The organism is Mucilaginibacter sp. RCC_168 (assembly GCF_041355315.1).
Classification (GTDB): domain Bacteria; phylum Bacteroidota; class Bacteroidia; order Sphingobacteriales; family Sphingobacteriaceae; genus Mucilaginibacter.
In genome coordinates, this window is the sequence record NZ_JBFUPN010000002.1 from 297,307 (window position 1) to 312,002 (window position 14,696).

At 38.7% G+C, this 14,696-nt stretch carries 9 protein-coding genes; 1 reads left to right on the forward strand and 8 read right to left on the reverse strand.

Annotated features, from left to right (window positions below; all coding sequences use genetic code 11):
• The first annotated feature begins 245 nt into the window (after positions 1-245).
• The gene (locus tag AB6735_RS02690) at positions 246-2,393 is read left to right on the forward strand and encodes an FUSC family membrane protein (protein ID WP_370994281.1); all 2,148 of its coding nucleotides are present in this window, start codon (positions 246-248) and stop codon (positions 2,391-2,393) included.
• Between the two features lie 646 nt (positions 2,394-3,039).
• Here AB6735_RS02690 and AB6735_RS02695 read toward each other — a convergent pair.
• From AB6735_RS02695 to AB6735_RS02730, 8 genes are all read right to left on the reverse strand, one after another.
• Positions 3,040-3,534 (reverse strand): lipid-binding protein, encoded by a 495-nt coding sequence (locus AB6735_RS02695; protein ID WP_370994282.1) that lies wholly within the window; start codon positions 3,532-3,534, stop codon positions 3,040-3,042.
• An 11-nt stretch (positions 3,535-3,545) separates the two neighbouring features.
• Positions 3,546-4,235, reverse strand: coding sequence for a DUF5011 domain-containing protein (locus tag AB6735_RS02700; protein WP_370994283.1), 690 nt, complete (start codon positions 4,233-4,235; stop codon positions 3,546-3,548).
• A gap of 20 nt (positions 4,236-4,255) precedes the next feature.
• A complete protein-coding gene (locus tag AB6735_RS02705; RefSeq protein ID WP_370994284.1) occupies positions 4,256-5,689 on the reverse strand; it encodes a SusD/RagB family nutrient-binding outer membrane lipoprotein in 1,434 nt (477 codons plus the stop codon).
• A 47-nt stretch (positions 5,690-5,736) separates the two neighbouring features.
• A complete protein-coding gene (locus tag AB6735_RS02710; protein WP_370994286.1) occupies positions 5,737-8,925 on the reverse strand; it encodes a SusC/RagA family TonB-linked outer membrane protein in 3,189 nt (1,062 codons plus the stop codon).
• 607 nt (positions 8,926-9,532) lie between these two features.
• Complete coding sequence (locus AB6735_RS02715; protein WP_370994287.1) at positions 9,533-10,402, reverse strand: helix-turn-helix domain-containing protein; 870 nt, start codon at positions 10,400-10,402, stop codon at positions 9,533-9,535.
• Between the two features lie 8 nt (positions 10,403-10,410).
• Positions 10,411-10,767, reverse strand: a complete 357-nt coding sequence (locus AB6735_RS02720) for a VOC family protein (RefSeq protein WP_370994288.1) — start codon at positions 10,765-10,767, stop codon at positions 10,411-10,413.
• A gap of 249 nt (positions 10,768-11,016) precedes the next feature.
• Positions 11,017-11,643 carry a response regulator gene (locus tag AB6735_RS02725; RefSeq protein WP_370994289.1) on the reverse strand — a complete coding sequence of 209 codons (627 nt, stop codon included), beginning with the start codon at positions 11,641-11,643 and terminating at the stop codon, positions 11,017-11,019.
• 12 nt (positions 11,644-11,655) lie between these two features.
• A complete protein-coding gene (locus tag AB6735_RS02730) occupies positions 11,656-14,610 on the reverse strand; it encodes a two-component regulator propeller domain-containing protein (RefSeq protein WP_370994290.1) in 2,955 nt (984 codons plus the stop codon).
• Positions 14,611-14,696: the final 86 nt, after the last annotated feature.

Consider the following 14,696-nt stretch of genomic DNA (forward strand, 5'->3'; position numbering starts at 1 on the left):
AAACCGGGGGTGAATTTAATTATCTAAAATTAAATTTCAGCTAAAAGTAATAAATTTAATAATATTATTATGAATTTGATATCAAATTTACTAAAACAAGGTAAAAAAATTTAATTATTGTAAATTTACAACCAGATTTTAAATTAAAATGATATTAAAGAAATTATGCCGTTTAGCTGTAAACAAAGATTTTTATAACTTGCCTGTGTATAGCCCGGCCACCGCCAAAAATAAACACTACTTTGATGAATATTAATACCAGGGAAATAAAAAGCTTTTTTTACAGCCAGTATTTTTCTGATGGTTTACGTATAACAGCAGGCATACTGCTGCCCTCACTGGTATTGCTGGAGTTTAACCAGTTTGATTTGGGACTCACCCTTAGTCTGGGCGCGCTTTGTATTTGTGTTATTGATAATCCCGGCCCGGTTACTCACAAACGCAACTCCATGGCTATTGGCAATTTATGTCTTTTTCTGGTAGCAGCCATTACTGGTTTTGCCCGGTTGAATTTATATACGCTGGGGTTAGAGATCACTTTATTCTCGTTCCTGTTCTCCATGTTTACGGTTTATGGTAACCGGGCGGCATCTGTGGGCACCTGTTCGCTGCTCATCATGATATTTATGATGGATAAGGCACAACCGCCAGGTAGTGTATTGTGGTACAGCGCCACTATCCTGGTGGGTGGGTTATGGTATATGGCTTTCAGTTTGATATTCTTTGGTATCAGGCCCTACCGCGCGGCACAGCAGGCTTTGGGCGAAAATGTAGCCGATATCGCTAAATTTTTAAGGATCAAAGCCGACTTTTACTTACCCGAAAAAGATATTGACGATAATTACCGCAAACTGGTATCGCAGCAGATACAGGTTAGCCAACACCAGGACGCCGTGCGCGAATTGCTGTTTAAAAGCAGAGTATTGGTTAAAGAATCAACCGGGGCCAGCAGAGTATTGGTACTGACCTTTGTTGATCTGGTGGATATGTTTGAGCAGATCATGGCTACCCATTATGATTACAGCGAGATACGCGAACGCTTTAAAGATACCGGCATCCTGAATGAAATTTCTCGTATACTGCAGCACATGGCCGATGAATTGGATGAAATAGCCTATATGGTGCTATCCAACGCCAGGAATCGCCATGTTACTGATTTTAACATCGAGCTGGAAAAACTAAAATTAAAGATAGACAACATCGGTAAAAACAACCAGGAAACCAGTAACCTGGTGCTTAAAAAGATCCTCATCAACCTGCGCGATCTGGGCGAAAGCATTAATAATGTATATAATTATTACAATTCTAAAGCCGCCCCCAAATCAACCGAGGTGCGCGGCGATGTGGAGTACTCCCAGTTTGTTACGCACCAGGACTATGCCCCACATATTTTCTTTGACAACTTCACGCTTGATTCGGGTGCTTTTAAACATGCGCTGCGGGTGTCGCTGGTTTGCCTGGCGGGCTTTATTACGGCCAAAACAGTGGCCCAGGGGCATCATAGCTATTGGGTACTGCTTACTATCATCGTGATCCTGAAACCAGGTTTTAGCCTATCCAAACAGCGTAATTATCAGCGGCTCATCGGCACTATCTGCGGTGGAGCTATTGGCATACTCATATTAAGCTTTATACCTGATAACACTGTACAATTTATTTTTTTAATAGTGTTTATGATCGGCACCTATAGTTTTTCAAGATTAAATTATGTAGTATCAGTGATTTTTATGACGCCCTTTGTACTTATCCTGTTCAAGTTTTTGGGCGTAGGCTTATTGAACGTGGCTCAGGAACGTATATTAGACACCCTGATAGGCTCGTCTATAGCATTTATAGCCAGTTACCTCATATTCCCCACCTGGGAGTTTGACCAGATACAGGAAACCCTGCGCGATGTGGTGGTAGCCAATATTAACTACCTGATAACCATTGCCGAAAGTTTATCGGGTAAAGTAACCGGTACTACCATGTACAAACTGGCCCGTAAGGATGTGTACGTAAAATCGGCCAACTTATCGGCAGCCTTTGAGCGCATGACTTCGGAACCCAAAAGCAAACAACGTAAAGTAAAAGATGTGCATAAGTTTGTGGTTTTAAACCACATCCTGTCATCGTACATTGCCAATATAGCCTCCGGGTTAGTAAAAAAGGAATCACAGCTACCACATGCCGAAGCGCTTAAACTGGTTAAGAAAAGTATATCGGTGCTAAACGAAAGCAATAAAAAGCTTCAGGGGGAGCCTATTGAATTTAACATCGGAAAAACAATAACCGCTAATGAAGCCGAAAAGGCTGAGCTATCGGCAGAAGATACTTTGCTGAAAGAACAGTTGGGTTTTATCAACAAGATCAGTTATGATATTGCCAAAATAACCGACAGTATCCTACAGTAAAATGAAGTTAAAGATGCTTCTTAATGATTTGTGTGGTTAACTGGACAGCTTAGTTTTTTTTGCATGAGTGCAGTTTTTTTTCACACAGTGCTTTACATAGTTTTTTGCGCACGTTTTGTTGCTTTTTGTATGCCTGGAATCTAAACCAGGGGAAGTAAAAAACAAGCCGCCGGTTATTGCTAATAAGATTAAAGTTTTCATGTTTAGGAGTTTGGATACCTATATGACGACAGTAAATAGCAAAACGTTACAATAAATTAAAAAAAAGTGATTTTAGCGCACCCATAAACAATTAATATATTATATAATAGTTGTTTACCTCCTGAAAGCTATATACAAAAAAAAGTCAGTGACCTCGCGTTACTGACTTTTTTAATTAACTATTAACTGACCAAATATCTTAACGAAAACTACTTGGCTGTTACAAACATAGTACGTAAATTAAAAATAGGATATGTGAAAATCACCCATAATAGGGTATGTGCATAAATTGCAGATTGTTAAAGCCCTAATAATAGTTAAAAATGGGCATTTATAAGTGTAATTCTTCTTATATATCCGGTATAATAATATGCCATTCATCATAAAAAGAACCCGGAACGCTTTAATGGCGTTCCGGGTTGATCATACAAAGAGCTAATAATCCTTAGTGATCATCAGCGTCAAAACGTGTTCTGGCGTATCCACCATATGTAAATGTTACACCGGGAGTGTCGCTATACTGCGCTTTAAAGTATATCGAATCGGTTTTTAACTTAGTTCCCGGAGCGGTTGCTGCATTTTTAATTATTTTTCCGCCAGTAATGGTAACTTTTACCCCATTATAGGTTTCATCCCCATTAGTTATTGAAAAACTCAGGGAAGGCACATCCGTGTGGATTTTAGCCTTAAGACTGTAAAAGGTTTGGCTATCATCTATCCAGGCACTATCCGGCCTGTTTGACGAAGTATTATAAATGGATATTTTGGAATAGGTTGCTGTTGTACCTGAGCCATCATCAGCGGTAACCTTAACCCAGTATTCTCCCGCAAGGTTTTGCACCGCCGTTCCACCTATTTTTTCATCCTTTTGGCAGGACGTAAATGATACTGCTACCAAAAATGCAAGTAGCGTACATACTATTATATTTATTTTTTTCATTTCTGGTCAGTTTATTGTGAAATATTAAATGTTCTTAAACCAGCTCCATATCCAGGGTTTACGATAATCATGGAGTACCGAGTCAGTATACCATCTGGTGAAACCGTAGTAGATTCAGACTTAGACTTTGTTGAGCTTCCATCGCTGGCATCTTGCTGAGGTATAAATATATGGTTTGCGGTATCATTGAACGCCACTACAGTTAAATTGGTATTGGCAGCACCGCCCGGGTTAAGGACAGAATATACTCCGGGTCCAATTTTTGCCCATTTGGCTATCAACTGATTTGAGGTTCGTATATAACTACCAGAAAAATCGTGACTGGCAGCGCTTGCATCTGTTGAATAAACTACTACATACCTGTTAGCAGTTGCATCAAAACCATCACTGTTTGTTGCCCCGTAAGTTATTACATACACGCCGGGCGTGCTGGTATCTACCGTTCCTGAAGTTGTAACTTTTAAAGTTTCAGATCCAGCCTTTGCCTCTACGCCTGGTTCAGTATATGCACTTCCCTTAGCTATCGCGGTGTAACTCAAGCCATTGGCTACTACGATGTTCTTTAGCGTAAAAACAGCATAATTTGTGATTTTTGAACTGCCCACATGCCCCGGCTCGTACTTAAAATTATCCTTACTGCAGGCTGTTAACAATATGCTTGATATCGTTACCATGACCAAATAATTTATATATCTTTTCATTTTCTTGTCTGATTTAAAGTTTATTTATTAGGTAAGCCCCACCATACAGGTTGAGTAATTGGTACTTCTGGTGGCGTATTAGAGTTTCTGCTGCGTTCAGAATCCGGATAAACCAGGCGTTTTGGAAATCTGCCGGCCGTTACACCACTTTTTGAATATACCCATTGACCTGGGATGTAATCATCATCAAGTGAATAAACAGGAGAGTTTTCCGGATAACCGGTACGTTCCTGGTCAAAAAAGCCTTCCAAAGTATGAGAGTTAGGATACGAGGCCCATTTCTGATAAATAATAGCTCTTAAATTAGTTTGCAGATCGGCGCTTTTAGGGTAAACATATACGCCTGTAGTTGGAGCAGTTAAATCATATTGAGCAAAAGCAGCTGTAACGCCTTTATTAAATTCCGATTCGGCATCTGTTACTCCGTAGCGCAAACCAGCCTCGGCCTGTAAAAAGTGTGACTCAGCCTTGCTTATAAAATAAACCGGATCTGTTGCTGCAAAAGCGGGAGCAGTAGCCGCATAGTAAGCAGGGTGTTCTGCTTGTGTAGCAGTATTATAACCCTGATCCATTGCTACCGGTGCCGCTGTACCAAAGTATTTAACCGTACGGGGGTCACCGTTTACAGTAAGCCAGCTTACAAATGTTGCGCTGGCACGCAAGTCATTTCCACCTAAGTTAAATACTGTATAAGAGAATATTGGATTTCTTTGATCAGTTGCATCTTTAAAAATTGCTAATACAGCGTCATTATCAAGAAAATCGGCATGGGCCGCATATAATGCTTTTACCCCAGCTTCCGCATCAGCAGCATGAGTATTAACCATGCGTAAATACATTTTTAACTTTAATGTATTGGCAAACTGGCGCCATCTAACCATATTACCACCAAACAATAAGTCGGTTTTGCTATCATCTCCAATAAAAGCATTGGTTAAGTAATCAGTTGCCAAAGCGGCATCTATTTCGGCGATTAAACCCTTGTAAATGGTAAATCCATCATCAAATTTGGGGTTTAACTTTGTTGCTCCCTGAAATGCTTCTGTATAAGGTACTTTATCATACAAATCAACCAATATTTCGTAGGTAAAAGCCTTCATTACCGTACTCATTAAATAAAAGTGATTCTGTTTAGCAGCTTTTGCCTTGGTAATAGCTAATTGATAATCAGCTAAAGCGCCTGAAAACAATTCATTATAACTACCATTAAAATCTTGCCTTTGCAGGTTATAGGCATCAATGGTTTTAAACTGGTTAGCAATTGGCGATTGAGTCCAATATTGTGACCATATACCACCTATGATATCCAACTCGCCACCAAGTCTGCCTGCTGTTGATACAACCCCGGAAGGGAATAAAACCTGCGGAGTTGCACTTTCAATAGGCGGATTATTGGGACTATTGTTTATGTCTGTAATTTTCTTGCAGCCTAATGTACATACTGCTGCAAGCATGAATATTGTTTTAATTTTTATATTTCTATTTTTCATGATGCGAATAATTAAAATGTAACTTTTAGTGAAGCACCATAGAATCTTAATGGTGGGGCAGTTCTAAACTCTCCGTATTCACTTCCCAAGTCGGTTCCATAGTTTGAAACCTCAGGGTCAACAACACGGTTACCTGCCGGAAGCCATGTAATCAGGTTTCTGCCGAAAATACCAACCGACGCTTTTGAAGCGCCTATTTTACTAATAAATGTTTTTGGTAGATTGTAGTTTAAAGTAACTTCTCTTAATTTCAGGAAGCTTCTGTCTAATATATCTCTTGACCAGGCTAATGCTTTGTTGGAGGTTGTATAATAATAATCATCATTAGTAGATTCAGTTATTGGCGTAGTATTTTCTTTATAGCCAATTACCTTCCCGCTTACATCAATAACCCGCTGAACAGAATTTGGCACAACAAAAGGATTACGATCATTGTATAACGTTTTTGGATCGGCACCCACAAAGTTAAACAGATCGGCAGTTCCGGAATAGAACTTACCACCTTTATCCCATTCAAATGTAAAGCCTAAAGTAAAGTTCTGTACTTTTACACTGTTGGTAAAGCCCATAACAAAATCATGCTGAAAATTACCATAAGTACCATTTTCAGGGGCGGTAACAGGGTATCCCTGGCTGTCAACTATGATACGGCCCTGAGGATCATATGAAGGAACCGGAGCCTGCAACAAACCCAGAGGTTGCCCGGCAACGGCAACAAACTGCCCTCCATACCCATCAGCATTCAGGATAACTTTGTTTAGCCCGGGAGGCAATGATACCACAGTACTTTTGTTTTTTGAAAAGGTATAGGTAAAGTCCCATTTAACCACAGAAGTTTTTACAGGTGTGGCATTAAACGCGATCTCAATCCCTTTTTCTTTAACTTCCCCAAAGTTGACCAATTGGCTTGCATAACCTGTTGACGGCGCTATTGGTACATTCAGAATCTGATCTTTACGGATCTTATGATAATAAGTAAGATCTAAGCCTACACGATCATCTAAAAATCTGAACTCACCACCAACTTCGTATTCCTTAACCCGCTCTGGCTTTAAACCTGAAGTAAGTAAGGTATTACTAATGGAAAAACCCGGGACACCCTGAAAAGGAAATGCCAGATTACCAAAACCCAACGGTACATTAGTAGAGTTGAGCACATTGTGTAAGTTATAAGGGCCGGTATCACTACCTGTTTCACCATAACTTGCCCGTAATTTAAGATAGCTTACAGTTGAGCTTTTAAGCCCCAAAGCCTCTGATAACACGTATGACAAGTTGGCTGCAGGATAAAAATAGCTATTATTGCCAGTTGCCAATGTCGATGTAATATCATTACGTCCGGTTACGGTTAAATACAGGTAATCTTTGTAGCCTATTGTGGCTTGTCCGTAAAAAGCAACCAGGCGCTGATGCAATTCAGCTTCAGTTGCTACCGGTTGATTTGAGCTGTTAGATAAATTGAAAAAACCTGGTATGGCTAAACCTTCAATTCTGCTACTGTGCGCACGTGAACCACGGTCGTTATAGTTTATACCAACAAGACCGTTAATGTCAAAATCTGAGCCAACCTTTTTATTGAAAAGTAGTTGTAATTTACTATCGTATTCAAAATTTTGAAAGTTATCTTCCTGAACACTACCAACATCTGGTTTTCTTACAGCACCTTCTGTATTAGCCCCACCTACCCAACTTCCCGGAGTTGGATAATTAGAGTTAAACCAGATTTTATTACCCATATTCGATATATCAGCACCTTGTTGAAAATTAAGCGTAAGCCAATCGGTAAACTTATAGTTCAGGTTAATGTTGCCATAAAAGCGATCACTTTTACTGTGGCTTCCATTTTCATTTAAACTGTAAAATGGATTTTCGGCAAATGGCGTGTAGTAGGTATCTACATCAAAAAATTTATTTTTATAATCTCTCAGATCTTTGATCGGTATTGAGCCTGGTATCTGCAGAATATTTTCATAAAATGTGCTGGCAATACCAGTTGGTCCCTGGCCAGTTGCCACGAAATTTCCATTTTTGGCCACATAATTCAAAGAGGCATCAGCCGAAAAGTTTTTATAAACAGTTGATCCTTTCAAACTAAAGTTATTTCGTTTAAACTTATCCGCAGGGCCAGGTAAAATACCATTTGAATAAATATTATTGTAAGAAAATAAATATGTAGAAGCCTCAGTACCACCACTTACCGAAACATTCGTGTTTATATCAATACCACGGTCATAGGCATCCCTAACATTATTTTTTATGAATGAAAAAGGTCTTAATAGTTGTGAATTATCAACTATACCACCCCATGGTTGTACTTTACCTGTGTATTTGGGACCCCAATTTCCGTTTTCACCTGGTACAAAGTGTCCGTCCCATCCCTGGCCAAATACATCCTGAGGCTTATAAACAAAAGCAAGATCGGTCATCGTTGCAGCAGTTGAGACATCAACAACAGGCTTGCCTGATTTTCCTTTTTTGGTGGTAATCACAATTACACCATTTGATCCACGCGAACCATAAATGGCTGTTGCAGCTGATCCTTTAAGAATGGATATATTATCGATCTGGTTAGGGTCAATATCATTGGCATTGTTACCAAAGTCAAAATTGGCATCAGACCCACTGGTGGAGTTATTCAACGGTACGCCATCAATAATAAATAAAGGTTGGTTGGTACCGGTTAATGAAGTGTAACCACGCAAAATGATTTTGGTTGAGCTTCCTGCGCTGCCCCCTACATTTGAAATATTTACGCCTGCTACCTTACCTTGTAAAGCCCCAAATGGGTTATTAGGCGCTGATTGATTAATTACATCGCTCTTAACTGTACTTTGCGTATAACCCAAAGTCTTTTTTGCTTTGTTTATACCCAAACTGGTTACTACCACTTCTCCTAATTGCTTGCTGCTTAATACTAATGCAACATTCATGACGTTATTGGTAATAACAACTTCTTTTGTTTCGTATCCGAGAAATGAAAAAATCAATGTTGAACCGTCAGCGGCGCTTATTGAATACTTACCATCGTTGCTGGTTTGTGTGCCTTTGCTGGTCCCTTTGATTTTAACTGTTGCTCCCGGAATTGCAAAACCTTCGTCCTTCGAGGTGACAACACCGGTAATGATTCTGTTCTGTGCATAGGCCATTGACGCTGTGCAAAAAAAACAAACCATGAAAATTTTAAGTAATTTGTGCTTCATGCTTTTTTTTATTAATTATTAGAATGTACTGTTTAACTTTTCGAGGTTTTAACTTTAATTAAAGTTTAACAACCGAAGTAGACTACGTATACGGTTATGTTATTTTATTTTCATATTTACAGATTTGATTTAAAAAATTTGAATGACCTTCAATTTCTAAATAAGCAGCCGATTGAGGCTTCCGAAAGAAATACCAACTTGATTATAAAGAACAAACAGGTGATTTAATCTAATCTTAAAACGAATTAATTTTCGGCGAACCGGATCTGCGTATTAAAAAATTAAAGAGAACCTTTTGATTTATGAATGCCTCAACTGACGCTGTCAATTGAAACTTGTGACTGGTTTATGAGTATTTTGGTGATACTCCGGTATAACAGTAATTAAAACAGAAATTTAAGTGGGTGCTATTATCATAAGATTCGTGTTTAATAGTTAATTATATATAAGCTAATTAAAGCTTATACAGCTAATACAAACACAATAATACCATATGAAAATATTATAGGATATGCGATAATCACCATTTTGATCATTTCCGCATATAAGTTTATCATCTAAGCATAAACTTATTATTATATTATTATTTAATCCAAACGCAAAACTATCAGGCGGTTTGCCGGTATTTTAACGGTGTAATTTTATAATGCGTTTTAAATAACCTGATAAACGAGCTGGGGCATTCAAAGCCAATAAGGTTTACCACCTCGTTGATCGGGTAAGCAGTACTTTTTAACAGCAATTGCGCTCTTTTTAACCGCAGCTGTATTAAAAACTGATGTGGGGTTAAATTAAATGCCTGTTTAAAAGTTCGTAATAAATGATTTACTGAAAGGCATGAATGTTCGGCCAGGTCTTCCAGGCTTATATTTTGATTATAGTTACTATATAAATATTCTTTAGCGCGGTTAAGCCTGCGTAAGATCTCTATTTTGGTACTGGCGTTTAAAAAATGAAGTTTATCTGCTTTTTTAAATATCTCTTCATTATAAATGCTAAAATAATTGATAAGGCAATGGTGCAGATATTCATTGATCAGTAATTCATCATGCAGGCCATTATCCAGGTATTGTTTAAGGTGATACACATTGTGCATAATATCACCTGCAAACGGATAAATGGTTTCATCAAACTCCAGAAATTGTTTTCCTTTATACCCATTTTTTCCTAACAAACGGTTATCACCTAATACCCAGCATTCTTTAAAATCCTGTAAAAATTGCTGATCAAAGGTTATGCTGAAGGATTGTACCGGGATATCCGAATCGGTATCGGTAGAATATTGTGTACCCCTGTTCAATATTAAAAAAGAGTCGGGATAAATGGATAAATGCCGATTACCTATGTCATAGCGTTCGTTGCCTGCAAAAACAAACCGCAGGCTAAAATCTGAGCTGTATTGCTGATTTTGCTTCTGACCATTGGTACGGCTATATATTTTATTATTGTTACGTAAGGTTTTTGAGTAATCCATCATATAAAAATTTATATTTCTGTATAATTTCTTTCTTCCAATAAAATAAACCGGTTACCTGAAGGGTCCAGGAATTCGGCCGCAAGGCCGGTGGGCAGGTAACGCGGAACTGCAGAAAAAAACACACCCGCGGTTTTGTATAAATGATAATCTTTTAGGCAGTCATCCGTATTTAAAATAACACAGCTTTTGAAGGCGCTGCCGCCAACAACAAGTGCCACATCCAGGTTGTCGGCCTGCAATACGGTATATTCTTCGCCTTCGGCAAATGACATATTACTGATCGGGTTAAAGCCTAACTTTTGCGTATAAAAATCTATCTGCACGTCGGCATCCTCTGCAAAAACCGGGATATATTTCAATTTCATGTTGCAATAACTCTTATAAAAGACTTCAATGGAAATCAACCCAATATCAATAACAAGTAGTTAAGGGTGATGATTTTGGTGTGGGTTACAATAGCCGATCAGTTAAAACTACTGCACATACCAAAGATAAGCCGGTAGCGGAGGCAGCGTATCCCCCAAATAGGGGGATTTATCTATTATCAAATAATAATAAATACAATAAATAATGTATTGAAGATTACCCTGTTATGGGAAAAAGCATCATCCAGATCAGATAAGCTTGTTTTGTTTAGCCATTTTTATAGCGTCGGCACGGGAGTTGACATCCAATTTCACGTATATGTTTTTGATGTGGCTGCGCACGGTTTCAAGGTCAATAAAAAGTTCTTTGGCAATTTGACTACGGCTTTTTCCATCGCCTATCAATTCCAGGATTTGAGTTTCGCGCCTGGAGAGCGGTGACTCCTGATTTTTTTGAAATGAGCGTATAACCAGCTTGGCAATATTAATACTCATTGGGCCGCCACCATCCTTAACCTCCTTAATGGATTCAATTATTTTAGCTGACGGCGTGTTTTTAGTAAGATATCCTGATGCTCCATTGGCCAGCGCGTTGAATATTAATTTTTCTGATTCGTAAACCGTTAATATCAAAACATAACATTGGGGTAACAGCTTTTTTAACTTAGGGATAGCGTCTACCCCATTGGTGCCGGGCAATTCAATATCCAATAGTACAACATCAGGGCGATCGGTGATTATTTTCTTGGCTGCCTCGTCATAGGAACTATAAGAGCTCACTACTTCATATCCTTCGGTAGCGCCAATTAAGTAAGCATAACCATTTCTAATGGTCTCATCATCTTCAATAATGGTTATTTTTATAGTACGGTTCATCTCTTTTAAAAATTAAGCGACAACATTTTTCCTGAACTTTAATTCCACCGAAGTTCCTTTGCCTTCTTCCGAAACAATAATCAGTTCAGCATTAATACGTTTGGCCCGTGCCTTTATGTTATGCATGCCATGCCCCTTTGATATGGTGGTATTGCTAAAGCCTTTGCCATTGTCGGTAAGCCGCAAACTGATCTCATCTTTATCGGCATAGGTCCAGTGCATTATAACCTTTTCGGCTTCGGCGTGTTTAAGCGCGTTATTAAGCAATTCTTTGTATATCATGGTAATATTGCGGCTATACTCCATGGGCAGCTTAATCTGTTTCAGGTAGTCATCAATTTTATTAAACTCAAAATCAACAGGTACATCCTGAAAAAGCTCTATGCCGATTTCTTTAATGTGCACCAAAGTTTCATATAAATTATCACTTTTAGGATCAAGGGCCCATAAAATATCTTTGGTGCCATTATAAAGAGCTGCCGCGTTTTGTTTGATCTGATCAACGAGCCCATGTTGATCGGTCTTGGTTTGATCAATTTTGGCATTTAAAATTTCTGACAGTATGGAAATACGGGTAAGTTTATTACCCAGGTCATCATGAAAATCTTCAGCCGTTTGTTGCCTGATCTTTATTTTTTCTTCCTGCTTAATAGCCTCAATGGCCTGCTGCCGCTGTATTTTACTATGATGCCAGATATTTTGCAAACCAAAACCTATTAATACAAAAAACAGTACCGCCGATATCTGAAAAGTAAGTGTTTTATAAAAAGGTGGTACAATTTCAAAACTAAAGTTAGCCGTATCTGGCGAAACTTTACCATCCGGACTAATCGCTTTTACCCTGAAAGTGTATTTACCAGGGGGCAACATAGGGTATTCTACAACATTGTTTTTTACTGGTGAACAGAAGGTGCTGTCTAAACCAACTAATTTATACCGATATGATACACCGGAAGGGTTTTTTAAATAAATGCCTAAAAAAGAAATAGCAAGATGATTTTGATCATAAGTTAAAGTGGCCCCGTCTGTTAAATAAGAAAAAGCGGTATCCTTACTCCTGCTTATCTGCGGCATTAACTTTACATTTTCTATAATGATATGTGGTGGCGGCGAAGATCGTACTTGCGCACGGGTGTTATACACCATTACAGACTTTGTGGTTCCTACCCAAATCTGATGATCTTTATACAGTATGGCGTTTTGATTAGTTTCAAAAACGGGCTCTTTTGAACCGGAATTGTCAATAACCACAAACCTGCCGGCAGTGCGGTCAAACTTCATTTGGTTAACTCCTTTACCTGTACCTATCCAAACATTATCTGCATCATCGGTTATCAGACTATATATGGTATTTGCTTTAAGACCATCATTTACAGTGTAACTTTGGAAACGATCATTTTCCAGGTTCCAAACAAATAAACCCCGGTCGTCTGTACCTATTAAAATCAGGTTATGATACTTGATCATGGTAAGGATAGCGGAGTTTTTAAGACGGCCTTGATTATAGGTTTGAACTACTTTTTTATTAACCAGTAAAACGATACCATTTTGTGTACCTATAAACACAGAATCGCGGCCGGCCGCGACTAATGATGATGAGTATTCAGGCACACCATCCAATTGCTTAAGCAAACCCTTTTCGTAATAATAGCATCCCAGTGATGTTGCCAGCCAGATAACCCCGCTGCCATCGGCCGTGATGGCATGGTAGGCTATTTCGTCACTTCCTTTTATCTGTCTGAAACCTTTTTGATCATATTGCCACAATCCTGCCTGGCTTGTACCTATCCAAATAGCTTTATTTTTATCGGTATACAGGCATTGTATACCGACTAAATATTTAGAATTAGGCGGTGTTGCTATGTTACTAAGCTTTTTACCATTATATCTTATTAATCCCCCCCCATCAGCGCCTAACACAATATGATCATTCCAATCTTTAGTGATAGCCATAATTATTTTCGACTCAGGCAAGCCTTGTGTGCCATCAAAAGTTACATACTTGCTGCCTTCGCAACGATATAAACCATTGCCCAGGCATCCAAGCCATAAATTATTATCCTTATCTACATATATGTCTGCTATGGAAATATCAGTAAGCCCGTTTGATGAATCGTAATGAATAACCTCGCCATCTATTAAACAATAGGCTCCATTATCGGTACCTAACCAAATATTCTTATACTCATCCTGTTCAATACATAACAGTTGGCCTTTTACGTTTGCCATTTGGGCCGGGGCATAGGGCATTACCTGATTATCATTGATATAAAATAAGCCTTTCCAGGTTAGCAGGTAAGCCTTTTGCGTATCAAATTTGTCGAACAGTATTTTTCTTACGGCCAGTTGTTCATATTTACCGTTAAAGCGGGTGGAATACTCCCATCCGTTACGGGTTAAGGCATATATACCTTTTCCGTAAACGGCGGCATAAAGTTTGCCGTTTTTATCAACGGTTATAGTTGTTACCTTACTGCTATCATCAAATGATACCGGCTCCATCTTATTACCGGCAATTTTAAATAAACCATAGCTCATTACGGCCCAAATGGTGCCATTTCCATCCTGAATTATATCAGTTACAATATTGTGTTTTTGAGAGGTCGCGGGTTTGTAATTCCTGATCTTACCGTTAGAAAGCATAGCCAGTCCGTCGAGGGTTCCAAACCATACATGGCCGGCACGGTCAGAAAAAATGGTGCTTACATAGTTGTTGGGTAATCCGTTTTGCCTGGAGTATCCTAAAAATTCCTTTCCATCAAAACGGCATGCTCCGCCAAACGTGGCTACCCACAAACGGTGATCGTTATCCATAGTAAACTTGTTTACCTGCGATTGGATTAGCCCATCATCAATATCATAATGCGCGAACGTATATTTTTGCCCCAAAGCCGGAAATATCTGCATTAAACAAATAAATACAACACACAAAAACACCCGCACCGCATATAAAAAATACTTGTTCACTTACACGCAAATTAATAGTTTACAGTATTACTGTAATTAAACTCAAAATAAAGCTAAATAAAACAAAAAAAATCACCCTTTTGGGG